This is a genomic window from Phenylobacterium sp. (assembly GCF_030698145.1).
Lineage (GTDB): Bacteria > Pseudomonadota > Alphaproteobacteria > Caulobacterales > Caulobacteraceae > Phenylobacterium.
Genome location: NZ_JAUYNW010000048.1, coordinates 1 through 22,932 on the forward strand (window position 1 = coordinate 1; position 22,932 = coordinate 22,932).

Sequence of the window (22,932 nt, forward strand, 5' to 3'; positions counted from 1 at the left end):
CACGAACCCCGCCACTCGATCCCGAAGGTCAGAAGAGTAAGGACGCGCCATGCAAGCTGGCCTCCTGCCCAGCCCACATCTTGAATCATGATCCGCAGACAACCGGAATCCCGATTCAATCAGCAGCGGTCAGGCTCTAGCGGCTCGCTTCGAGCGCTTCCCGCCGCACTTCCAGCTCCAGCCATTCCTCTTCCGAAGCGGCGAGGTCGGCGCGCGCGGTTTCCAGCGCCTTGTTGATCGATTGGAACCTGGCCGGATCGCGGGTGTAGAGGGCCGGATCGTGCAGGTCGGCCTCCAGCTTGGCGATCTTGCCGGGCAGGGCGGCGACGGCGGCCTCCAGCTCCTGCAGGCGCCGCTGGTCCTTGTAGGAAAGCTTGGTCGGCTTGGCCGGCTCGGCCCTGGGCGGGGCCTTGTCCGGCGCCGGCGCGGCCTTGGCCTCGATGGCCTGGAAGAAGCCCGGGTTCTGCGAGAGGAAGTCCTGCCAGCCGCCGGGGGTTTCCACCACCCGGCCGTGACCGTCGAGGGCGATGGTCGAGGTGGCCAGCCGGTCGATGAAGTCGCGATCGTGGCTGACCAGGATCAGGGTGCCCTCATAGTCGGCCAGCAGGTCCTCCAGCAGGTCCAGGGTGTCCATGTCGAGGTCGTTGGTCGGTTCGTCGAGGACGATCAGGTTGGCTGGCGTAGCGAGCGCCCGGGCCAGCAGCAGGCGGTTGCGCTCCCCGCCCGACAGGCTGCGCACCGGCTGGCGCAGCTGGTTGTCGCTGAACAGGAATTCGCGGGCGTAGGAGGCCACGTGCTTGGGCTGGCCACGGACCATCACCTGGTCGCCGCCCAGCGGGGTCAGGACGTCGCGCAGCATCATGTCGGGCTTCAGGTCGGCCCGGGCCTGGTCGATATAGGCCACGTCCAGATTGACCCCGAGATTGACGCTGCCGGCGTCGGGCGGGATCTCGCCCAGCAGCAGCTTGACCAGGGTTGTCTTGCCCGCGCCGTTCGGTCCGACGATGGCCACCCGGTCGCCGCGCAGGATGCGGGTGGAGAAGCCCTTCAGCAGGGTGCGGTCGCCATAGGTCTTCTCGATCCCCTTCACCTCGGCCACGCGCTGGCCCGAAGTCCCGGACGAGGCGATGTTCATGGAGAGGGAGCCGCGCGCCTCCTTCAGCCGCTCGGCCTTGGTCTGGCGCAGGTCCATCAGGGCGCGGCGGCGGCCCTCGTTGCGGGCCCGGCGGCCGGTGACGCCGCGCCGCAGCCAGTACTCCTCGCGCTCGAGCTGCTTGTCGAGGCGGCGATCCTCCTCGACCTCGGCGGCCAGGATGCGTTCGACCCAGTCGTCGAAGTGTTTGAAGCCCTTGTCCAGGCGGCGCACCCGGCGGTGCTCAAGCCAGAACGATCGGTTGGTGGTGCGCTCAAGGAAGGCGCGGTCGTGGCTGACGATGACCAGTGCGGCCTTGGATTTGGAGAGCTCGGTCTCCAGGGTTTCGATCGCCAGGATGTCCAGGTGGTTGGTCGGTTCGTCCAGCAGCAGGATGTCTGGGTGTTCGGCGAAGGCCCGCGCCAGGGCCGCGCGGCGGATCTCACCGCCCGACAGGCCCGAGGTGGACTTGCCCGGATCGACACCGAACAGGGCGAGCGCCGCCTCGGCCTCGTGGGTCGCCGCGCCGCCCGCGACCGCATGGTCCAGCAGGGTCGCGCCGACGATCTCCGGTTCCTGGGGCACATAGGCCACGCGGGTCCCCGGCTGGATGGCGCGCTCGCCGTCGTCGGCCTGGGTCTGGCCGGCGAGCACCCGCAGCAGGGTCGACTTGCCCGCGCCGTTGCGACCGACCAGGCAGGCGCGCGCCCTCGGCTCGACGGCCAGGTCGACGCCGTCGAACAGCATCTTGGGGCCGTCGGCGAGGCGGACGTCCTTGAGCGCGAGGATGGGGGGCTTCATGCGGGGAGGGACATAGCCGCGCGCGGCCCGCTTACCAAGCCCGTCAGTTTGGCTCGCGCTCGTCGCGATAAGGTTCGGGGTCGCGGGGATAGGGTTCGGGGGCGTCCGGCACGGCGGCGGCGGGCGATTCGGGTTCAGGGGCGGCGGCCTGCGAGAACTCGTCGGCCAGGCTTCCGTAGAAGTCGTTGCGCGGGTCGTCCTGATATTCCACCGGCCCGCCGGGCTGGAGTTCGCCATCGCCGCCCTCGGGGTCGGGCAGCAGCCAGTCGAAGTCGCGGGCGGGCAGGGTCTCGTGAGCGACCAGCATGTAGCGCCGCCAGATCTCGGCGGCGACCTCGCCTCCCGTCACCCGGTTCATGGGCCGGTCGTCGTCGTTGCCCACCCAGACGCCAGCGGTCATGTCGGGGGTAAAGCCGATGAACCAGGCGTCGCGCCAGTTCTGGCTGGTGCCGGTCTTGCCCGCCGCCGGACGACCGATCGCCGCCCCCGTGCCCGTGCCCGCGGCGATCACCTTCATCATCATGCGCACCATCATGCTGGCGCGAGGCAGGTCGTAGACCGGGAGGGGCGAGGCGGTCTGGTGGCTGAACACCGGCTGTCCGCTCACCGTCTGAATCTCGTCGATCACATAGGGGGTGATGCGGTTCCCGGCCTGCTGGAATACTTGGTAGCCCGCAACCATCTGGATCAGGGGGACCTCGTAGGCGCCCAGCGCGACCGAGAGGTTGGGGTTGGCGGGAATGGTGGTCAGGCCGAACCGATTGGCCAGGTCGCCGATCGCCGCTGTGCCGGCCTCGTATCCCAGCTTCACAGCCACGGTGTTGATGGAGAGCGCCAGGGCCGTGCTGACGGTCACCGGACCACGATAGCCGCCGCCATAGTTGCCGGGGCTCCAGTCGCCGTACCTCACCGGGCTGTCGATGCGGGTGTCGGACGGCAGCACGCCGTGCTCCAGGGCCGCAGCGTAGACGAACGGCTTGAAGGACGAGCCCGGCTGGCGCTTGGCCTGCACCGCGCGGTTGAAGACGCTCTGGCTGTAGTCGACGCCGCCCACCATCGTGCGTATCGCGCCGTGGTCGTCGATGGCCAGCAGGGCGCCCTGGCTGGGCCCGCCTCGGCCCTGGTTCGCCACGACCTGCCGCAGGGCGTGGGCGCCGGCCGCCTGCAGCTTTGGATCGATGGTCAGGCGCACCATCAGGTCCGGCGAGTTGGTCCCGACCAGGGCCAGGACCTCGTTAGTCGCATAGTCGAGGACGTAGCCGAAGTCGCCACCGTCCGACATCGCCTTGGAGCCGATCTTCGGGCGTTCGGCGAGCGCGGCCTGGAGCTGGGCGTCGGAGATCCAGCCCTCCTCGGCCATCCGCGCCAGGACCAGGCGCTGGCGCGCCACGGCCTTGTCCATGTTGCGATGCAGGGCCATCCGCGAAGGCGCCTTGGGCAGGGCCGCCAGCAGCGCGGCTTCCCCCAGGGTGAGCTGGCTGGCCGGCTTGTCGAAATAGGTGCGCGCGGCGCCGTCGAGGCCGAAGGTGTTGGCCCCGAAATAGATGCGGTTGAGGTAGAGCTCCAGCACCTCGTCCTTGCTGAGCATCGCTTCGAGGCGATAGGCGAGGGCTGCCTCCTGAATCTTGCGCCTCAGCGTCTGATCCGGGGTCAGGAACATGTTCTTGGTGATCTGCTGGGCCAGGGTCGAGCCGCCCTCGACGACGGCGCCGGCCTTCCAGTTGGCGTAGGCGGCGCGGCCGATGGCCCAGATGTCGACGGCGCCATGCTGGTAGAAGCGCCGGTCCTCGGCCGCGAGGAAGGCGTAGGGCACGTGCTTGGGCAGGTCGGCGACGCGGACCCGATCGCCGTACTTCGGGCCTCGCGAGGCGATCAGGGCTCCAGTGCGGTCGAAGAACTTGATCGCCGGCGCCCGGTTGACCGCGTACAGACGCTCCCGCCCGGGCAGCCGCGGCAGGTCGGTCAGGAACACTTTCTGCAGGTAGTAGGCGCCGCCCGCGGCCGCCAGCCCCAGGGCCGCGAGCAGCGCGACCAGCAGCTTGACCAGCCATCCGCCGCGCCGGCGCGCCGGCTTGCCGCCCTTGCCTTTCCGCGCGGGGCGCGGCAGGTCGGCTCGGAACGGTTCGTCCGGGTCCGGCCCAGGCTCACGCCTTGGCCCCGGCCGCAGGCCGTCTGGTTGGTCGTTCGCGTCGGTCACGGATATTCTGGGCCGGTCGGGATCTTTGGATGCAGGACGCCCATAGCATGGCTTCGAGACCTTTCTGGGAAACGAAAGCCCTCACGCATATGACCGTGCGCGAGTGGGAGAGCCTGTGCGACGGCTGCGGCCTGTGCTGCCTGGTGCGCTTCGAGGACGAGGAATCGGGCGAGGTGATCCCCACCCGCGTCCACTGCAAGCTGTTCGATTCCGATAAGTGCGCCTGCACCGACTACGCAAACCGCAAGCGCCATGTGCCCGACTGCATCAAGCTGACGCCGCACAATATCGATGCGCTGGCCTGGATGCCGCTCAGCTGCGCCTACCGGAGGATCAATGAGGGTCGAGGTTTGGCCGACTGGCATCCGCTGGTCTCGGGCGATCCTGAAACCGTGCACACCGCGGGCGTCTCCATCCGCGGTGAGACCATCAGCGAGGAGACCCTGGCCGATCCCGAGGACGCGATTGATCACGCCGCCTGGGACCTCATGGAGGAGCGTGGCCGGGACTAGTCGCCGTCGAAGGGTTCGGGTGGCGGGCCGAACCGGTTCTCGCGCACGGAGCCTGCCTTCGAGCCCACCCAGGCGAGGAAGCCCAGGGCGAACCCGATCCCGCAGGCCATCGGCACGGAGAAGCTGATCATGCGCAGGGGAGAGGCCGTTCCGGCGGTGTCGCCCAAGCCGAAGATCACACCGCCCAGGACCAGGGCCGCGGCCGGCGCCAGGGCCCACCAGCCGGAGCGATTGACATCGTGCAGCCGCTTCACAAGCAAGGCGGCTTGCGGATAGGCCCAGATGGCGTAGCCGATCAGGATCAGGACCAGGCCGCCGGTCAGGTACTGATAGGCGAGGAGCCCCAGGAACAGGCCGATGGCGCCGATCCAGAAGGTCAGGCGCCCGATCCGTCCCGCCAGGGAAAACAGCACAGCAACCATCACGTCCTCACGAAACCGCAGGCCTGGACTCGGCCAGCGTCCATTTGATGTGTCATTTTTGCCACAACAGAGCTTGCGCCCCGCTGCAAACCGCCTAATTGAGGCGCTATACCTTCCCCCCACTTTCCATGAGGTTTCTTTCCCTTGGCGCGCGACCCGTATCAGGAACTGGGCGTATCTCGTGGCGCGAGCGCCGATGAGGTCCGCAAGGCGTTCCGCAAGCTCGCCAAGCAGCACCACCCGGACACCAATCCAGGCAACAAGGCCGCCGAGGACCGGTTCAAGCAGGTCAGCGCGGCGTTCGACATCCTGGGCGATGTCGAGAAGCGCAAGAAGTTCGACGCCGGCGAGATCGACGCCGACGGGCGCGAGACCATGCGCGGGTTCGGCGGCGGCGGCGGCGGCCCGTGGGGCCAGCCGGGCGGCGGCGGTCGCGGACCTGACGGGATGGAAGGCGGTGACCTGGGCGACCTGTTCAGCGAGATCCTGGGGCGTCGCGGCCAGGGTGGCGCCGGCTTCGGCGGCTTCTCTCAACGCGGCGCCGACGTGCGCGCCAAGCTCGATATCGATCTGGAAGAGACCATCCACGGTTCCAAGAAGCGCATCGCCTTCTCGGACGGCCGCACGATCGACGTCACCATTCCCAAGGGCGCGGAGGAAGGCCAGACCCTGCGCCTGAAGGGGCAGGGCTCGCCGGGCCGCGCCGGGCCGGGCGACGCCTTCATCGAGCTCACCGTGAAACCCCACCCGGTGTTCCGCCGCGAGGGCGCGGCCCTGGTGATGGACCTGGCGGTCAGCATCCCTGACGCCGTGCTGGGCGGGAAGGTCGAGGCGCCGACCCCCGACGGCCCGGTCTCGCTCACCATTCCCAAAGGCGCCAACAGCGGCCAATCCCTGCGGCTGAAGGGCCGGGGCCTGTCAGACGCGCGCGGTAAGCGTGGCGACCTGCTGGGCCGGATCGTCCTGATGATGCCGGACAAGACCGACCCCGAGCTCGAGGCCTTCGCCGAACGCTGGCGCAAGGAGCGGCCGTACACGCCGCGACGAAAGGGATAGGCCTTCCGCGGCGTGACAGACCGCCGCAACCTCTTCATAAACCTGCCATTCAGGCCCGGTTCAGTGATCGGGCGGTAGATCGAGCGCCATGAAGCGTCTGTTCGTCATCGCCGCCCTGCTGGCCGCGACCCCTCTCGGAGCGGCTGCTCAGCCTGCGCCGGACTATGGCCGTCCGTCCTATGGCGGCGGCCGTGGGGACCAGGACGCCGCGCGAGCCGCCGTCCGTGGAGGCCGTCAGGCGCCGCTGGCCCAGGTCATCGCCATGATCGCCTCGCGCACGCCGGGCCGCCAGCTGAACACCACCCAGGGCGAAATCGGCGGCCGGCCCGTCTATTTCGTCCAATGGCAGACCAATGACGGCCGGGTCATCATCTTCATCGTCGACGCCCAGAGCGGCGCGATAATCTCCCGCCAAGGCGGCTAAGGGGCTTCCCATGCGCATCCTGCTGGTCGAGGACGATCCTGACCTGTCGCGGCAACTGAAGGCCGCGCTCGGCGACGCCGGCTACGCGGTGGACCACGCGCCGGACGGGGAGGAGGCCCAGTTCCTGGGCGAGACCGAGCCTTATGACGCGGTGATCCTGGACCTCGGTCTGCCCAAGGTGGACGGGGTCTCGGTGCTGGAGCGCTGGCGGCGCGGCAGCATGGCCGCGCCGGTGCTGATCCTCACCGCCCGTGGCGCCTGGAGCGAGAAGGTCGCGGGCTTCGACGCCGGCGCTGACGACTATCTGACCAAGCCGTTCCACACCGAGGAGTTGCTGGCGCGGTTGCGCGCCCTGCTGCGCCGCTCGGCCGGCCACGCGGCGCCCAGCCTGTCGATCGGCGGACTGCGGCTGGATCCCCGCGCCGCGCGGGCCACGGTGAACGGCGAACCGCTGCGGCTCACCTCGCTGGAATACCGCCTTCTGCACTATCTGATGATGCATCAGGGCCGGGTGATCAGCCGCACCGAGCTGGTCGAACACCTGTACGATCAGGACTTCGATCGCGACTCCAACACCATCGAGGTGTTCATCGGCCGGGTCCGCAAGAAGATCGGCGCGGACCGCATCGAGACCGTGCGCGGCCTGGGCTACCGTCTGACCGCGCCCGCCGAGGAATTGGGCGGCGCCGCCACGTGACCCTGGAGGCGTTGAGACGTCCCTCCCTCGTCCGGCGGCTGGTGATCCTGGCGGCCGGATGGACGCTCGCGGTCCTGCTCGTCTCGGCCATCGTGCTGGCCCTGCTGTTCCAGCAGGCGGCGATCCGCCGGTTCGACCAGGGTCTTGCCGAACTCATCGATAACCTCACCGCCGGCACCTCGATCGACGACGGCGGGCAGGTGATCGCTCCGGCCCTGACCGACCTGCGGGCCCTGCGGGCGTTCTCCGGAAAGTACTGGCAGATCGCCGAGCCGACGCCGCAAGGCGGCCTGCGCGTGCTGGTCCGCTCGCGGTCCCTCTGGGACTCCGAGTTGAAGGCGCCGCCGGGCATCGGAGGCCAGCTCAGCGCCCACCCCGGGCAGCCGGTCTCCTATGACACCCGCGATCCGCTGGACCAGCCGCTGCGGGCCATGGCCACCCAGGTCAAGCTGCCCAACCGCGCTGCCCCGGTGATCTTCATGGCCGCCGAGGACCGCGGCCCGGTCGACCGCGACGTGCGCAACTTCATCACCGCCACGGCTGTGGTCTTCGTCTTGTTGGGCGTCGGCATGGTGGCCGCCGTCGTGATCCAGGTCCGGGTGGGCCTCAATCCCCTGTTTGCCCTGCGCCGCGAGGTCGCTTCGGTGCGCCGGGGCAAGGCCGAGCGAGTGGTGCGGGTCTATCCCACGGAGCTGTCGCCGCTGGCTGACGAACTCAACGCCCTGATGGCCCACAACCAGGAGGTCGTGGAGCGCCAGCGAACCCACGTCGGCAACCTGGCCCATGCGCTCAAGACCCCGCTCTCGGTGATGCTGACCGAGGCCCGCCAGTCCAAGGGACCGCTGGCCGATGTCGTCGAAGAGCAGGCTGAGGCCATGCATCAGCAGGTCGACCACCACCTGCGTCGCGCCCGCGCCGCAGCCCGAACCCAGGGTTCGGGGGAACGCACGTCGGTCGCCGATGTGCTGGACGAATTGTCGCGCACCCTGGAGCGCATCTTCCTAGACAAGGGGGTGGAGATCGACTGGGACGCGCCCGACGACCTCTTCTTCCTGGGCGAACGCCAGGACCTGCTGGAGCTGGCGGGCAACGCCATGGAGAACGCCGGCAAGTGGTGCAGAACCAGGGTCCGGATCCGCACCGCGCCGGTTTCTCCTGAGCGCTTCAGGCTTTCCATCGAGGACGACGGACCGGGTCTGACCCCTGAAGAGCGTGAGGAAGTGATCCGGCGCGGCGCGCGGCTGGACGAGAGCGCGCCGGGATCGGGCCTTGGCCTCTCCATTATCGACGAGCTGGCGCGGGCCTACGGCGGCTCGCTCAAGTTGGGCCAGGCGCGCTTGGGCGGGCTCTTGGTCGAGTTGGATCTGCCGCGCGCTGAAGCTTGAATTCGCTTGGTTTTCGGAAAGCCTTAACCGGCGACAAGCATGATGCTCCGCGCGCGCCTGTCGGCAGCGCCTGGAGCTTCCCCGATGGCCGGCTTGCCCGACGCCAAGATCAACATCATCCGCAACCTCGTCGAGCACGCCCCCGACAAGGTGGTCACCGGTCTGCACAACGCCCTGGCCGCAGCCGAGGGCGACACCGCCCTGGCCGGCGTGCGCCGGGTGGTCGAGGCCGAGGTGGCTGACCGCAACCTGCGCAACCGGGTCCTGGAGCCCATAGCGCCCCTGTTCGCGGGCGACCCGGCCGACAAGTCCCGCATCGTCTTTCCAAAGGCGGCGCTGGCCCTGCTCTGGCGCGGCCTGAAGGCCCAGGCGGCGGTCGAGACCGCGCGGGCCGCGCGAGCGCTCGACGAATATCGTCCCGGCGACAGCTCCACCGAACCGTTCGACCTCCTGGCGCTGATGGCCGCCGACGGCCTGCGGGCGGCCGAGCAGCGCGACTTCATCGCCGCCATCGCCGCCATCGAACAGGCGCGCCCGGGCGGAACTCAGCAGATGCTGGCCTGCCTGGCCTTGGGTCCGGTGGTGCGCCAGGCGACCCTACGGTTGCCGGAATGGATCGGCCGGTTCACTGAGGAGCACGCGGCTGCGGCCCGGGTGGCCTACAAGGACGCCATCCTCGAAGCCGACGACGCAGGTCCGCGCTTCTTCGAAATGCTGGCCGCCCAACTCGCCGAGCCGTGGATGATCCTGCGCGTGGTCTCGGCGGTCATGGACCGCCCGACCGAAAGCTACCTGGCGGGTTCGGAACTGGCGGTGTTCGCTGTTCGCCTGATGGAGAACATCGACGCCAACCTGAAGCGCGTCGCCGACTTCGACCTGAACAGCGGCGTGCCGGGCGGGCTCGCCGCCGCCGCGACGGTCGAGACCCTGACCCATCAGATCACCGAGATCGAAAGCTCGATCGAGCTGTCGCGGGAGAGCGGCTGGGGCCTGCGGGTCCAGAAGCAGAAGCAGACCCTGGCCGCGGTGGTCGAGGGTCGGCTACGCGAATTGGACAAGGTGCTGGGCCAGGCCCTTCCCAATCACAAGGTACGCGTGGCGCGAACGATGCGCACGGAACCGCGCCTGACCCTCGCACCCGACCTGAAGCTGGTCGACCGTTGCCGCACCCTGCTGGCTTTCGCCGAAGCCATCCGGCCCAGCGCCAACTATGGCGGCTTCGCCTCCACCCGCGCCAAGGTCATGGAGCAGGCGGGCGAGACGCTGGACAACTATGTCGAGGAAGTCTTGTCGCTGGTCCGCGACGACGAGGTTCCCGACCGCGAGATCGCCGCGCGCTTCCTGCAGATCGCCGCCGAGTTCGCCGCGCCGATCCACGAACCCCGGGCCGGCGACATCGTGCGCCGTCGCGCCGCCACGGCCTTCGGCGCCAGGAAACCTCCGCCGCCGACCTATGCCGACGACCCGGCCAAGCCGGTCTAGAGCGCACTCGCGCCGATGAAATCGGAGCGCGCTCTAAACATCTGAAGGGTCGCTCCTTCTGGCGTCGAACCGGCGCCCACTTCGCCGCAAGGCGCTCTAGAACCCGTCGATCGTTTCAGATAAACGCGCAGCATGATCGTCTTCTGGGTGGTCGCGGGCGTGCTTTCCGCCGCCGCGGCCGGCCTCATCCTGCAGACCGCCGCTCGCGCGGCCCTCCGCGCCGGGTCCTCCGACCCGACGAGCGAGGTCTATCGCCGCCAGCTCCGGGAGTTCGACGACCTGGCCGAGCGTGGCCTGATCGCGGAGGGCGAACGCAAGAGCGCCCACGCCGAGGCGGCGCGGCGCCTATTGTCGGTCGCTGACGCCGCAGTGGAACCCTGGACCGCCGAGATCGGCCACCGCCGCCCGGTGCTCGTCGCGGCCCTCGTCGCGCCACTTGCCGCCCTTGGCCTTTACCTTGCTGTCGGCGCGCCGGGCCTGGCCGACCAGCCTTTCGGCGCCCGCATCGCTACTTGGCGCGCGCTGGATCCCTCCATGCTGACGGCGCCCCAGATGGCCGTGGTCCTCAAGGCGTTGATCGCCGAGCGCGGCCCCGACGCGGAGGCCTACGGCTTCCTGGCCAAGGCCGAGATCGCCGCTGGTAATCCCAGCGGCGCGATCCGCGCCCTGCGCCGCGGCATTGAACTGGCGCCCCGGCGGGTCGACCTGTGGGAGGGGCTGGGCGAGGTCCTGATGATCGAGGCCGGCGGCCAGGTCACCCCCCAGGCTCAGCGTGCCTTCGCCGAGGCGCTGAAGCGCGATCCCAGGTCCGCCATCTCGCGGTTCCACCTGGCCGCGGCCCGCATCGAGGCTGGAGACCGCGCCGGCGGCCTGGCCGACTGGAAGGCCCTGGCGTCCGAATTGCCCCGGGGTGATCCCCGCCGCGCCGCCGTGGAGACCGCCATCGCCCAGGCACAAGGCGCGCCGGCGGCCGCCACCGATCAAATGGCCGCGATCCGCGGCATGGTGGAGGGCCTAGCCGCCCGGCTGGAGGCCTCGCCGGAGGATCCCGAGGGCTGGGTGCGGCTGGTGCGCTCCCAGGCCGTGCTGGGCCAGGACTCTCAGCGCGACGCCGCGCTCGCCAAGGCCCGCGCCCGCTACGCCGATCGGCCCGAAATCCTCAAGGCGCTGGACATCGCCGCCAAGACAGCGCCCATGCGGAGGCCCCAACCATGAGCGGTTGGCTGCCCAAGTCCCCGAAAGCGCGCCGCCGCCTGATGCTGCTGGCCGCCATCGCCCCCGTCCTGGCCCTGGCCGTGGGCCTGACGCTGTGGGGGCTCTCGGACTCGATCTCGTTCTTCTACACCCCGTCCCAGGCCCTGGCCGCCAAGCCGCCGCCGGGGCGCGCGATCCAGCTTGGCGGACTGGTTCAGACCGGCAGTGTCGTGAAGCATCCCGACGGCCGCGTGGAGTTCACCGTCGCCGATCGGGTCGCGACCACCCGCGTCGCCTTCTCCGGCGACCTCCCCGACCTGTTCCGCGAAGGACAGGGCATCGTGGCCACCGGCGCTTTCCGGCCCGACGGCGGCTTCGAGGCCAAGCAGGTGCTGGCCAAGCATGATGAGAAGTACATGCCGCGCGAGGTGTCCAAGGCGCTCAAGGTACAGGGCGAGTGGCGCGGCGAGGGCGCGCCGCCGCCGATCTACGCCAAGGACGGCGAATGATCGTCGAGATCGGAGCCTTCGCGCTCGTCCTGGCCCTGGCGCTCTCGCTGGCCCAGCTCGTGCTGTCGACCGCCGGGCGCCTGAAGCGGGCCCAAGTGCTGGCCGGGGCCGGGGAAGGCGCGGCCCTGGCGGCCTTCGCCGGGCTCGCCGTGGCCTTCGCGGCGCTGATGTACGCCTTCGTGACCTCGGACTTCTCAGTGGCCAATGTCGCGGCCAACTCCCACAGCGACAAGCCGCTGCTCTACCGGATCGCTGGGACTTGGGGCAGTCATGAAGGCTCCATGCTGCTGTGGTGCCTGGCGCTCACGGGTTGCGGCGCCGCGGTGGCCGGTTTCGGGCGCGGCCTGCCGCTTGGCCTGAAAGCCCTCACCGTGGCGGTGCAGGGTGGCCTAGGCGTGGTGTTCCTGGCCTACACGGTGCTGGCCTCCAATCCCTTCGCCCGCCTGGATGCGCCGCCCGTGCAGGGCCGCTCGCTCAATCCACTGCTGCAGGACCCGGCGCTCGCCTTCCATCCGCCCATGCTCTACCTCGGCTATGTCGGGCTCTCGGTGGTCTTCTCCTTCGCCGTGGCCGCCCTGGTGGAGGGCCGGGTGGACGCCGCCTGGGCCCGCTGGGTGCGGCCCTGGACGCTCGGCGCTTGGAGCGCGCTCACCGTCGGGATCACGCTCGGCGCCTTCTGGGCCTATTACGAGCTGGGCTGGGGCGGCTGGTGGTTCTGGGACCCGGTCGAGAACGCCTCGTTCATGCCCTGGCTCGCGGCCACGGCCCTGCTGCACTCGGCCATCGTCACGGAGAAGCGCGGGGCGCTGGCCGGCTGGACCGTGTTCCTGGCCCTGGCGGCGTTCACCTTTTCCATGCTGGGCGCTTTCCTGGTGCGCTCGGGGGTGCTGACCTCGGTCCATGCCTTCGCGGTCGACCCCACCCGGGGGACCCTGCTGCTGATCATCCTGGGGATCACGGCGGGCGCGGCTTTCGCGCTCTTCGCCTGGCGGGCGCCGGCCCTGAAACCGGGCGGGGTGTTCGCGCCGGTCAGCCGCGAGAGCGCCCTGGTGCTCAACAACATCCTGCTGGCGGCGGCGACTGCGACCGTGCTGCTCGGCACCCTCTATCCGCTGATCCGCGAAGCGGCGACCGGCGAGGCGATCTCGGTCGGTCCTCCGTTCTTCAACCTGACCTTCACCCCCCTGATGGCGGCGCTGGCCATCCTGTTGCCGGCCGGGCCGCTGCTGGCCTGGAAGCGGGCTGACGCGCGCGGCGTGGCCCAGCGCCTGTGGGTCGCGGTCCTGATCGCGCTCGCCTGCGGCCTGGCGGCCTTCGCCCTAGTCAGTCCGCGCAAGGCCTTCGCCTCGGCCGGGATCGCCCTGGGCGCCTGGCTGGTGGTCGGCGCCTTCGTCGAGCTCGCCGAGCGCACCCGCGCGTTCCGAGGCCCCATCGCCGGGACCTGGCGGCGCTTCAGCGGCTTGCCGCGCGGCGCCTGGGGGATGAGCCTGGCGCACCTGGGCCTGGGGGTCTTCGTGCTGGGGGCCTGTTTCGAGACCGGCTGGAAGCTGGAAGCCGCCGAGGCCATTCCCGTGGGCGGCCGCCTGGACGTCGGCGCCTATCACCTCGTCCTGGACCAGGTCCGCGGCGTCGAGGGACCCAACTACGAGGCCGAGCGCGGCTATCTGCGCGCCACCAGGGCCGACGCGCTGGTCTGCGAACCCCGCCCCGAACGGCGCTTCTATCCGACCGGCGGACAGACCACCTCCGAGGTCGCCATCTGTACGCGCGGCGTCAGCCACCTTTATGTGGTGTTGGGCGAACGCCGGCCGGGGCCCGAAGGCCCGGTCTGGCTGGTGCGCGCCTATTGGAACCCCTGGGCGCTGCTGATCTTCATCGGACCGGCGATCATGGCGCTCGGCGGCCTGATCTCGCTGTCGGACCGCCGCCTGCGGATGGCGGTCGGCGCCCGGGCGGAGGCCAAGGGGTGAGACGGACCCTGGCCATACTGGCGGCGGTGCTGAGCCTGGCCGCGGCCTCCGATCCGGCCGAACGGCTGGCCGATCCAGCGCAGGAGGCGCGGGCCCGCGCCATCTTCCGCGAGGTCCGCTGCCTGGTGTGCCAGAACGAATCCATCGACGATTCCAACGCCGAGCTGGCCGCCGACCTGCGCCGCCTGGTTCGCGACGAGGTCAAGGCCGGCAGGACCGACGATCAGGTCCGCGACCATCTCACCGACCGATACGGGGAGTACGTGCTGTTGAAGCCAGCCTTCTCGTGGGGCAACGCCGCCCTCTGGGGCGCGCCGTTTCTGGTGGTGGGGCTGGGGTTGCTATTGCTGATCGGCGGGTTCCGCAACCGCCAGGCCGACGACGAACTCTCGCCCGACGAGGCCGCGCGGCTGGCGCGGATGTCTGACGATGAGGGAGCATGACAAAGTTGCGCCCAACATCGGACGCTATGAAGCTCGCAGCGTGACCTAAACGTAACTTGAGAGACGTTGCGCTCTTTGGCATCGAACCTAGGTTGTTCCGGACGAGCGCGTGATATGTGCGGCTCTCTCCCACAGGGAATTTGAAGGCTTATGACCTCGAAGAAGACCGGATACCTCCTCGGCGCCCTGGCCGGCGTCGGCGTCGCCACCGCCGCCCTCGCCGGCGCGGGCCTCAGCGACCGTTCACCCGGCGCTGGGAACGAGGGACTGCTGATCCGGGCCTCGACGGCGCCGATCTTCGCGCCGCCCCCCGGCGCGCCGCTGTCCTTCGCCGACATCTTCGACAAGGTTTCGCCGGCGGTGGTGTCGATCAACGTCACCTCCGAGGCCGATCCGTCAGCCCTGCGGCGGATCCCGGGCTTCGAGAACTTCCCGTTCGACGCCGTGCCGCGCGGCGGCCAGCCGCCTAGCGGCGGCGAGGACGGGGAAGGCGCGCAGCCCGGCCAGCCGGGCCGCGGCCAGGGGGGACAGCCCCGCCTGCCGCCCCAGCAGTCGTCGGGCTCGGGCTTCTTCATCTCGGCCGACGGCTATGTGGTCACCAACAACCACGTCGTGGAGAACGCCAAGGAAATCAAGGTCGTGCTCAAGGACGAGCGCGAACTCGACGCCGTGGTGGTCGGACGCGACGAGGGCACCGACCTGGCGGTCCTCAAGGTCAAGGGCGCGGGCTTCCCCTATGTGAACTTCGAGAACGCCGCCAAGCCGCGGGTCGGCGACTGGGTCATCACGGTGGGTAACCCGTTCGGCCTGGGCGGCACGGCGACCGCCGGCATCATCTCGGCCTATGGCCGTGACATCGGCGAGACCTTCGTCGACTACATCCAGATCGACGCCCCCATCAACCGGGGCAATTCCGGCGGCCCGACCTTCGACGTCTACGGCCGAGTGATCGGGGTCAATACTGCGATCTTCTCGCCTTCTGGCGGCTCGGTGGGCATCGGCTTCGCCATTCCCGCCGAGGTGGCCGACGTGATCACCAAGCAGCTCATCGCCGGCGGCAAGATCACCCGCGGCTACATCGGCGCCTCGATCCAGAACTTCACCGCCGAGATGGCGGAGGCTCAAGGCCTGGGCGCCCAGCGCGGCGCCATCGTCGCCAATGTCACGCCGGGTGGTCCGTCCGAGCGCGCCGGCCTGCAGTCGGGCGACATCGTCACCTCGGTCAACGGCGTCAACGTGAAGAGCTCGTCCGAGTTGACCCGCGAGGTGGCCAAGGCTCAGGCCGGTGACGTCCTGCGCCTGGACGTCATGCGCGGCGGCAAGCGCAAGGTCGTCGAGATCCGGTCCGGCATCCGCCCGACCGAGCGCGAACTGGCGGCCAACGACAACACGCCGGGCGGCGCCAACCGCGGCGGGACCGAGGGCGCAACGCCCCAGGTCCAGCGTCCGGTGGTCCTGGGTCTGGCGCTCGCGCCGCTGGACGAGGCGACGCGCAAGCGCCTGAACCTCGACGCCGGCCTGCGCGGCGTGCTGATCGACCGCGTCGACCAGGCCTCGGAAGCCGCCCAGCGGGGCCTGCGCAAGGACGATGTCATCGTCCAGGCCGGCGGCCTCCCGGTGGGCAGCGCCACGGAGTTCGCCGCCCAGGTCGACATCGCCAAGAAGGCGGGGCGCCCCAGCGTCCTGGTGGGCGTCCATCGCGGCGGCCGCACCTCCTTCCTGCCGCTGAAGATTTCCGGTTAGGTGGAACGAGGTTCGGGGGACTGAGTCGATGCGCATTCTGATAGTCGAAGACGACCTCGAGGCGGCCGAAGTCATGGACCGCGGCCTCACCGAGGCCGGCCATGAATGCGCCCGCGCCCCCGACGGCGAGGACGGCCTGACCGCGGCCCGCGGCGGCGATTTCGACGTGATGATCGTCGACCGAATGATGCCGCGGATGGACGGGGTCACCATGGTCCAGACCATCCGTCGCGAGGGCGACCAGACCCCCGTGCTGTTCCTGTCGGCGCTGGGCGAAATCAACGACCGCGTCGAGGGGCTGAAGGCCGGCGGCGACGACTATCTGGTCAAGCCCTATGCCTTCGCTGAGCTGATCGCCCGGGTCGAGGCCCTGTCGCGGCGCCGCGAGACCGGCTCTGTCCAGACCCTGCTGCGGGTCGGCGAGCTGGAGATGGACCTGATCGGGCGGGCCGTGCACCGCCAGGGCAAGGAGATCGACCTGCAGCCGCGCGAGTTTCAGCTGCTGGAGTTCATGATGCGCCACGCCGGCCAGTCGGTGACCCGCACCATGCTGCTGGAAAAGGTCTGGGAGTATCACTTCGATCCCCAGACCAATGTCATCGACGTCCACATCTCCCGCCTGCGGTCGAAGATCGACAAGGGCTTCGACAAGCCCATGCTGCAGACGGTCCGCGGGGCGGGCTACCGCCTCGATCCCTAGGGTTCGGCCGGGCCATGCGTCTGCCCAGGCTCTTCCGCACCACGCCGTTCCGGCTGACCCTGCTGTTCCTGGCGCTGTTCGCCGCGGCGGCCAGCGCCTTCCTGGCCTATATTTATCTCGCCACCGCCGGGGAGGCGACGCGGCGCACCGACGAGGACATCGGCCGCGAGATGCGCGCCCTGATGGCCGCCTATGAGCGCGGCGGCGCCAATGTGCTGAACCAGTCGTTGATCGAGCGGGCGGCCAGCGAGCGGCCGTTCCTCTACCTGCTGATGACCAAGGACGGGAAGCGGATCTCCGGCTCGATCGAGGAGTCGCCCGTGGAGGAGTTCACCGGCGCCCCGGCCCGGGCCAGCTTCTCGGTCACCGACATCGACGTGAACGGCCGCGAGCGCAAGCATCCGGCCCGTGGGTTCCAGGAACAGCTGGGCGGCGGTGAGATCCTGTTCGTCGGGGCCGACATCAGCGACGACCAGGCTTATGTGCTGAAGATCATCCGGGCCCTCTGGGGAGCAGGCGCCCTCGTGATTGTCCTGGGCCTGCTGGGCGGCCTGCTGGTCAGCCGCAATGTGAGCCGCAGCATGGCGGGCCTCACCGATGTGGTCACCGCGGTGCGCAATGGCGACTTCGAGGCCCGGGCCCAGGTGCGTGGCACCCGCGACGAGTTCGACGAGCTGGCCGAGGGCCTGAACGAGATGCTGGATCGGCTGGAACGCTCCATGGCCGGCCACCGTCACGCCGGCGACGCCATCGCTCACGACCTGCGCTCGCCGCTGACCCGGCTGCGCGCGCGGCTGGAGACAGCCTTCCTCGAAGTGGAGGCCGGCAAGGGCAACGCCGAGGAGGCGCTCGGCCAGGCCTTGGAGGACACCGACGGCGTGCTGAAGACCTTCGGCGCCGTGCTCTCCATCGCCCGGCTGCAGGCGGCCGGCCAGGCGCCCGACCAGAACCTGTTCGATCCCGCCGAACTGGGCGGCGACATGGCCGAACTCTACGAGCCGGTCTGCGAGGACAAGGGGCTGGATTTCGACGCCGAGTTCGCCGCCGACCTGCAGGTGCGCGGCAACCGCGAGTTCTTGGCCCAGGCCCTGGCCAACATCCTGGACAATGCGGTGAAGTACACGCCCTCGGGCGGGGCGATCATGCTGCGCGTGCGCCGCCGCTCGTCGGGCGAGGTGGAGTATTCCGTCACCGACACTGGCCCCGGCGTTCCCGACGAGGATCGCGGCCGGGTGGTGGAACGTTTCGTGCGCCTGGAGAACAGCCGGAGCGAGCCGGGTTCGGGCCTGGGCCTGTCACTGGTCGCGGCCGTGGCCGAGGCCCATGGCGGCCGGCTGGAGCTGGCCGAGGGACCGGGCAAGGTGGGCGAGATGGGTCCTGGCCTGCGGGTGGCGCTGATCCTGCCCCGCGCGGCCTAGGCGCGTCTGGCGATCCAAGTGTCGAGGGCGTAGCGGCCGGGCCCGGCCGCCGCCAGCAGCAGGCCCATGGCGATCAGGCTGGCCGACGGGAAGGATCCGCTGATCCCCTGGAACCGGTCGACCATGACGATGGCCACCACGAAGTTGAAGGCGACGACCAGGCCAGCCCACCCCGTCGCGAGGCCGGCGATCAGGCATAGGCTGGCGAGGAACATGACCCAGACCGAAAGGGGCGCCAGAATGTGCGGCGCGGCGAACCCGTACTTGGTCATCAGGGCGACGAACTCGGTCAGCTTGGCGGCCTGGAAGCAGTAGGGGGCGGCCGAGACGATCAGGAACCCTGCGACCAACAGTCGTATCAGCAGCAGGATGGCGTCGAGGCCGCGGCGCAGGGGCGTCTGGGTCAGGAGGTCGGTCATGGCGCCATCAACGCCCAAGCTTCGGCGCTGCGCTATCGAGTTCCTAGGTCGCCCGAGGCCGGGCCAGGCTGTCCAGGGCGAAGCGAGGCGGACGGGAATGACCCGCGAATCCTCTGATGATGGTCGACCATGGCGATGGCGACGACGAAGTTGAAGGCGCAAACCAGTCCGGCCCACCGCGTTGCGAGCCCGGCGATGAAGGCGACGCCGCACGCGAACTGGGCCCAGACCGACAGCGGCGCCATCAGCTCCGGCGCCGGAAAGCCGAACTTGGACAGGAAACCCTCGAGCTCTGTCATACGCTCGACGCTTGCGATGTTGTCCCAGACCCCGAAGATCAGGAACGAGCCGATCATAAGCCGCATGAGCAGCAGGGCCGCGTCCGAACCGCGCGACAGGAATGACAGGGTGAGAACGTCAGGAACGCGCACCGGAATTCGTCGATGAGCGCGGACGGGCGGCAGATTCGACCCTCCAGCCGGCTTGGCGATCGCATGGCGTCCTGCGGTCCGGTGGCCGACCCCAAGGCGGCGGAACGGGCGCGCAACGTCCTGGCCGAGGCCGCCGACCGCGACGGCTGGACGGGCGAGTTGGAGGCCGCCTGGCCGGCGCTCGCCCCGGTGTTCGGCGCCTCGCCCTACCTCACCAGCCTGGCGCGGCGCGACCCGTCCCGGCTGCGGGCCCTGCTGGCGGCAGACCCGGACGGGCGGTTCGCCGACCTCCTGGTCCGCACCACCGCCCTCGCCCAGGCCGACTGGGACGCCGCCAAATCGGGCCTGCGGGTCCTCAAGGCCGAGGCGCACCTGTTGGTGGCCCTGGCCGACCTGGGCGGAGTCTGGGACCTGGATGCCGTGACCGGGGGCCTGACCCGCTTCGCCGACGCGGCCCTGGCGTCGGCGCTGACGGTGTCGGCGCGGTCGGAACTCGCGGCCGGCCGGCTAACCCGGATCGGCACGGGCGAGGAGGGGCCGGTCCCGGGCTGGTTCTGCATCGCCATGGGCAAGCACGGCGCCTATGAGCTGAACTATTCCAGCGACATCGACATCTCGGTCTTCTACGAGCCCGACGCTCTGCCCCTGGCCGAGGGGGTGGAGAGCCAGGGCTTCGCCGTGCGCCTGACCCATCGCCTAGCCGAGCTGATGCAGGACAAGACTTCCGATGGCTATGTTTTCCGCGTCGACCTGCGGCTGCGCCCGGACCCCTCCTCGACCCCGCCGGCGATCCCGGCCCCCGCGGCCTTCGACTATTATGAGAGCGTGGGCCAGAACTGGGAGCGGGCGGCGTTCATCAAGGCCCGCGCCGCGGCCGGCGACATCCGGCGGGGACAAGCCTTCCTCGAGGAGCTGGCGCCCTTCATCTGGCGCAAGAACCTCGACTTCGCCGCCATCGCCGACATCCACTCGATCAAGCGCCAGATCCACGTCCACAAGGTCGACGAACGCCTGACCGCCAGGGGCGTGGACCTCAAGCTGGGGCGCGGCGGCATCCGGGAGATCGAGTTCTACGTCCAGACCCAGCAGCTCATTCTGGGCGGCCGTCATCCGGAGCTGCGCTCGCCCCGCACCCTGGACGCGCTGGCCGCCCTCGCGGCGGCGGGCCACGTCTCGTCCCAGGCCGCAGGCGAACTGACGCAGGCCTATGGCCACCTCCGCGCCATCGAGCACCGCATCCAGATGCTGGCCGACGAGCAGACCCACAGGCTTCCGGAGTCCGACAACGAGCGCAAGCGCGTGGGCGCCCTGGCGGGCTTCGACCGGGTGCGCAGCTTCGACGCTGCCGTCGAACGGACCTTGAAGACCGTCAACCGACGCTACGGCGAGCTATTTCCCGAGGAGGAGCAGCTATCCTCGAAGTTCGGCAGCCTGGTCTTCACCGGTGTCGACGACGATCCGGAGACCCTGTCGACCCTGGCTCGGATGGGGTTCTCCAACCCCTCGCGCATCGCCCAAGCCATCCGCGGCTGGCACCACGGCCATATCCCGGCCACTCGCACCGAGCGGGGTCGCGAGTTGTTCACCCGCCTGGCGCCGCGCCTGCTGGACGCCGCCCAGGCCACCGGCGCGCCCGACACCGCCTTCGCCAGGTTCGAGGACTTCTTCTCCAAGCTGTCATCCGGCGTTCAGCTCCAATCGCTGTTCCTGGCCCAGCCGAAGCTGTTCGAGCTGATGGTCCAGGTCATGGCCTTCGCCCCGCGCCTGGCCAATACGCTGGCCAGGCGGCCCGCGGCGCTGGACGCCCTGCTGGACGGCGCCTTCTTCGCCGACCTCGACCGCGAGGAGGACCGCAACGCCATGGCCGCGGCGGTGTCGCGGGCCGACGGCTTCGAGGGGGTGATGGACGCCGTGCGCCGGTTGCATCGCGAGCAGGCTTTCCGCGTCGGGGTCCAGGTGATGAGCGGGGCGGCCAGCGCCGAGACCGCCGGGCGCGCCTTCGCCGACCTGGCTGACATCTGCATCGAGGTCCTGGCTCCCGCGGCCCTGGCCGAGGCCGAACGGCTGGGGGGCGCCTTCGCGGGCGACGTGGCGGTGATCGCGCTCGGCAAGTGCGGATCGAAGGAGATGAGCGCCGGCTCCGATCTCGACCTGATGACCCTCTACCGCGCCGTCGGGCCGGGCGCGGTCTCCAGCGTCAAGGCGTGGAGCGCCGACGTCTTCTACGGCCGCTTCACCCAGCGCCTGATCGCCGCGCTCTCGACCCCGACCGGGGAGGGTGAGCTCTACGAGGTCGACATGCAGCTCCGTCCTTCCGGCACCAAGGGTCCGGTGGCGGTGAGCTTCCCGGCTTTCGAGGACTATTACGACCGCGAGGCCGAGACCTGGGAGCTGATGGCGCTCACCCGGGCCCGGGTGGTCTGGTCGACTTCATCCGCCTTCGCGGCGGACGCCCGGGCGGCGATCGAGGCGGCCCTGCGCCGGCCCCGCGACGTCGCGCGCACCGCCGCCGACGCGATCGAGATGCGCCAGTTGCTGGAAAGGGAGCGGCCGCCCAAGGGCGACTGGGACCTGAAGCTGTCGCCCGGCGGCCTGGTCGACATCGAGTTCGCCGCCCAGTTCCTGCAGCTCGCCCACGCGGCGACGGGCGGGCCGCTGAGCCAGAACACCGCCGGCGCCCTGGACGATGCGGCGGGTCTGGCGCCAGCGTCGGCCCTGGCCGACCTGCAGAAGGCCTGGAAACTGCAACAGGACCTCACCCAATTGCTCAAGGTCGCGCTCAGCGACAACGCCGATCCCGACGAGGAGCCCAAGGCTTTCCGCGCCCTGCTGGCCCGTGCGGGCGGGGTTCGTGATTTCCGCGCGCTGAAGACCCGGCTGGCCGCGGCGCGGAAGGTCGCGCGGGCGGCCTATGAAATCATCGTGCAAACTTGAGCGACGGAAGTGACTCCTGAGGGACGTTAGACGGATGGGCGCGGACAAGACGCCCGCAAGGATTTCGTATGAAGCGTTTGATCATCGTGGCGGCGGCCCTCTGCGTAGCGGGCTCGGCCCAGGCCCAGATGGGCCAACGTCCGAACCCCGACCTGGACAGGGACGGCAAGGTCACCCTGCCGGAGTTCCGCAAGAGCCAGGCCGACGGGATGCTGTCGCGGTTCGACGCCAACAAGGACGGCAAGATCGCTCGGGCCGAGCTGAAACCCCCGGCCGCAATGACGCCGCCAGGCGGCGGCGAGGGCCGTGGCGAGCGCATGTGGGACAGGCTCGACGCCAACAAGGACGGCGCCATCAGTCGCGCGGAGATGGACGCCGCCGCCAAGTTTCGTTTCGAACGCGGCGACACCAACAAGGATGGCTGGCTGAGCAAGGGTGAGATCCTTACCCTGCGCCAGAACAGGGGCCGTGACGCAGGTTGAGACCCATAGTCCGCCGCAAGGCGAGGTGAGGCTTGGACCCAGGCGATGGCGACGAGGCGCTGCTGGCGCGGGTGGCGGCGGGCGATCCCGCCGCGATCCGCAGCCTCGTGGCGGCCAAGCTGCCACGCCTGCTAGCGCTCGCCGGACGGATGCTGGGCGAGAGCGCCGAGGCCGAGGACGTGGCCCAGGAGACCTTCGTGCGCGCCTGGAAACAGGCGGGAAGCTGGAAGCCCGGCGGCGCGCGGTTCGACACCTGGCTGCACCGGGTGGCGCTCAACCTCTGCTACGACCGGCTGCGCCGCCGCCGGGAGGTCGCCATGGACAGCCCGCCGGACCGCGTGGACGAGGGGCCGGGGCCGGATCGGGGACTGGAGGCCCGCGACGTCGGACGCAGGGTCGCCGCGGCCATGGCCGCCCTGCCGGATCGCCAGCGCGAAGCCGTCAGCCTCTGCCACTACCAGGAGAGTTCCAATATCGAAGCGGCGGCCTTGATGGGTGTGAGCGTCGAGGCGCTGGAGAGCCTATTGTCCCGCGGTCGGCGCGCCCTGCGCGCGGCGCTCTCGGATATGGTCGAGCCATGA

21 protein-coding genes are annotated in these 22,932 nt (G+C 69.9%); 16 read left to right on the forward strand and 5 right to left on the reverse strand.

Features of this window, described 5'->3' with window-relative positions; translation table 11 throughout:
* Positions 1–136: 136 nt before the first annotated feature.
* Both Q8Q77_RS06480 and Q8Q77_RS06485 read right to left on the reverse strand, forming a co-directional pair.
* Positions 137–1,933 (reverse strand): ABC-F family ATP-binding cassette domain-containing protein, encoded by a 1,797-nt coding sequence (locus Q8Q77_RS06480; RefSeq protein ID WP_305582342.1) that lies wholly within the window; start codon positions 1,931–1,933, stop codon positions 137–139.
* A 43-nt stretch (positions 1,934–1,976) separates the two neighbouring features.
* Positions 1,977–4,130 (reverse strand): transglycosylase domain-containing protein, encoded by a 2,154-nt coding sequence (locus Q8Q77_RS06485; RefSeq protein ID WP_305582344.1) that lies wholly within the window; start codon positions 4,128–4,130, stop codon positions 1,977–1,979.
* Between the two features lie 47 nt (positions 4,131–4,177).
* On the opposite strand from Q8Q77_RS06485, the gene Q8Q77_RS06490 reads away from it, so the two are divergent.
* Entirely contained in the window at positions 4,178–4,642 is a 465-nt protein-coding gene (locus tag Q8Q77_RS06490; protein ID WP_305582346.1) for a YcgN family cysteine cluster protein, read from the forward strand.
* Here Q8Q77_RS06490 and Q8Q77_RS06495 read toward each other — a convergent pair.
* A complete protein-coding gene (locus tag Q8Q77_RS06495) occupies positions 4,639–5,064 on the reverse strand; it encodes a DUF805 domain-containing protein (RefSeq protein ID WP_305582348.1) in 426 nt (141 codons plus the stop codon). The genes Q8Q77_RS06490 and Q8Q77_RS06495 overlap by 4 nt on opposite strands.
* A gap of 144 nt (positions 5,065–5,208) precedes the next feature.
* Between Q8Q77_RS06495 and Q8Q77_RS06500 the strand changes: the two genes are divergently transcribed.
* The 12 genes from Q8Q77_RS06500 to Q8Q77_RS06555 all read left to right on the forward strand — a co-directional run bounded on the left by Q8Q77_RS06500 (position 5,209) and on the right by Q8Q77_RS06555 (position 18,085).
* Positions 5,209–6,120: a J domain-containing protein gene (locus Q8Q77_RS06500; RefSeq protein WP_305582350.1), complete on the forward strand. Its 912-nt coding sequence runs from the start codon at positions 5,209–5,211 to the stop codon at positions 6,118–6,120.
* An 88-nt stretch (positions 6,121–6,208) separates the two neighbouring features.
* Positions 6,209–6,544 carry a PepSY domain-containing protein gene (locus Q8Q77_RS06505; RefSeq protein ID WP_305582352.1) on the forward strand — a complete coding sequence of 112 codons (336 nt, stop codon included), beginning with the start codon at positions 6,209–6,211 and terminating at the stop codon, positions 6,542–6,544.
* Positions 6,545–6,554: 10 nt separating this feature from the next.
* The gene (locus Q8Q77_RS06510) at positions 6,555–7,241 is read left to right on the forward strand and encodes a response regulator transcription factor (protein WP_305582354.1); all 687 of its coding nucleotides are present in this window, start codon (positions 6,555–6,557) and stop codon (positions 7,239–7,241) included.
* An 11-nt stretch (positions 7,242–7,252) separates the two neighbouring features.
* Positions 7,253–8,626: a sensor histidine kinase gene (locus tag Q8Q77_RS06515; protein ID WP_371130420.1), complete on the forward strand. Its 1,374-nt coding sequence runs from the start codon at positions 7,253–7,255 to the stop codon at positions 8,624–8,626.
* Positions 8,627–8,710: 84 nt separating this feature from the next.
* Positions 8,711–10,108, forward strand: a complete 1,398-nt coding sequence (locus Q8Q77_RS06520) for a hypothetical protein (RefSeq protein WP_305582356.1) — start codon at positions 8,711–8,713, stop codon at positions 10,106–10,108.
* A gap of 132 nt (positions 10,109–10,240) precedes the next feature.
* Complete coding sequence (gene ccmI, locus Q8Q77_RS06525; RefSeq protein ID WP_305582358.1) at positions 10,241–11,323, forward strand: c-type cytochrome biogenesis protein CcmI; 1,083 nt, start codon at positions 10,241–10,243, stop codon at positions 11,321–11,323.
* On the forward strand, positions 11,320–11,811 hold the full coding sequence (gene ccmE, locus Q8Q77_RS06530) for a cytochrome c maturation protein CcmE (protein WP_305582359.1): 492 nt from the start codon (positions 11,320–11,322) through the stop codon (positions 11,809–11,811). Before ccmI ends, ccmE begins: the two co-directional genes overlap by 4 nt.
* Positions 11,808–13,781, forward strand: coding sequence for a heme lyase CcmF/NrfE family subunit (locus Q8Q77_RS06535; protein WP_305582362.1), 1,974 nt, complete (start codon positions 11,808–11,810; stop codon positions 13,779–13,781). Before ccmE ends, Q8Q77_RS06535 begins: the two co-directional genes overlap by 4 nt.
* A complete protein-coding gene (locus Q8Q77_RS06540; protein WP_305582364.1) occupies positions 13,778–14,224 on the forward strand; it encodes a cytochrome c-type biogenesis protein in 447 nt (148 codons plus the stop codon). Before Q8Q77_RS06535 ends, Q8Q77_RS06540 begins: the two co-directional genes overlap by 4 nt.
* Positions 14,225–14,374: 150 nt before the next feature.
* A complete protein-coding gene (locus Q8Q77_RS06545; RefSeq protein ID WP_305582366.1) occupies positions 14,375–15,967 on the forward strand; it encodes a Do family serine endopeptidase in 1,593 nt (530 codons plus the stop codon).
* A 28-nt stretch (positions 15,968–15,995) separates the two neighbouring features.
* On the forward strand, positions 15,996–16,667 hold the full coding sequence (locus tag Q8Q77_RS06550; RefSeq protein WP_305582368.1) for a response regulator transcription factor: 672 nt from the start codon (positions 15,996–15,998) through the stop codon (positions 16,665–16,667).
* A 14-nt stretch (positions 16,668–16,681) separates the two neighbouring features.
* Positions 16,682–18,085, forward strand: a complete 1,404-nt coding sequence (locus Q8Q77_RS06555) for a HAMP domain-containing sensor histidine kinase (RefSeq protein ID WP_305582370.1) — start codon at positions 16,682–16,684, stop codon at positions 18,083–18,085.
* Here Q8Q77_RS06555 and Q8Q77_RS06560 read toward each other — a convergent pair.
* Both Q8Q77_RS06560 and Q8Q77_RS06565 read right to left on the reverse strand, forming a co-directional pair.
* Positions 18,082–18,504: a DoxX family protein gene (locus Q8Q77_RS06560; RefSeq protein ID WP_305582372.1), complete on the reverse strand. Its 423-nt coding sequence runs from the start codon at positions 18,502–18,504 to the stop codon at positions 18,082–18,084. The two genes, Q8Q77_RS06555 and Q8Q77_RS06560, sit on opposite strands and share 4 nt — an antisense overlap.
* Before the next feature lie 32 nt (positions 18,505–18,536).
* Positions 18,537–18,935, reverse strand: a complete 399-nt coding sequence (locus Q8Q77_RS06565; RefSeq protein ID WP_305582374.1) for a DoxX family protein — start codon at positions 18,933–18,935, stop codon at positions 18,537–18,539.
* Positions 18,936–18,947: 12 nt separating this feature from the next.
* On the opposite strand from Q8Q77_RS06565, the gene Q8Q77_RS06570 reads away from it, so the two are divergent.
* The 3 genes from Q8Q77_RS06570 (at position 18,948) to Q8Q77_RS06580 (ending at position 22,932) form a co-directional block, all read left to right on the forward strand.
* On the forward strand, positions 18,948–21,869 hold the full coding sequence (locus Q8Q77_RS06570; protein ID WP_305582376.1) for a bifunctional [glutamine synthetase] adenylyltransferase/[glutamine synthetase]-adenylyl-L-tyrosine phosphorylase: 2,922 nt from the start codon (positions 18,948–18,950) through the stop codon (positions 21,867–21,869).
* A gap of 68 nt (positions 21,870–21,937) precedes the next feature.
* A complete protein-coding gene (locus Q8Q77_RS06575; protein WP_305582378.1) occupies positions 21,938–22,351 on the forward strand; it encodes an EF-hand domain-containing protein in 414 nt (137 codons plus the stop codon).
* 32 nt (positions 22,352–22,383) lie between these two features.
* Positions 22,384–22,932: an RNA polymerase sigma factor gene (locus Q8Q77_RS06580; RefSeq protein ID WP_305582380.1), complete on the forward strand. Its 549-nt coding sequence runs from the start codon at positions 22,384–22,386 to the stop codon at positions 22,930–22,932.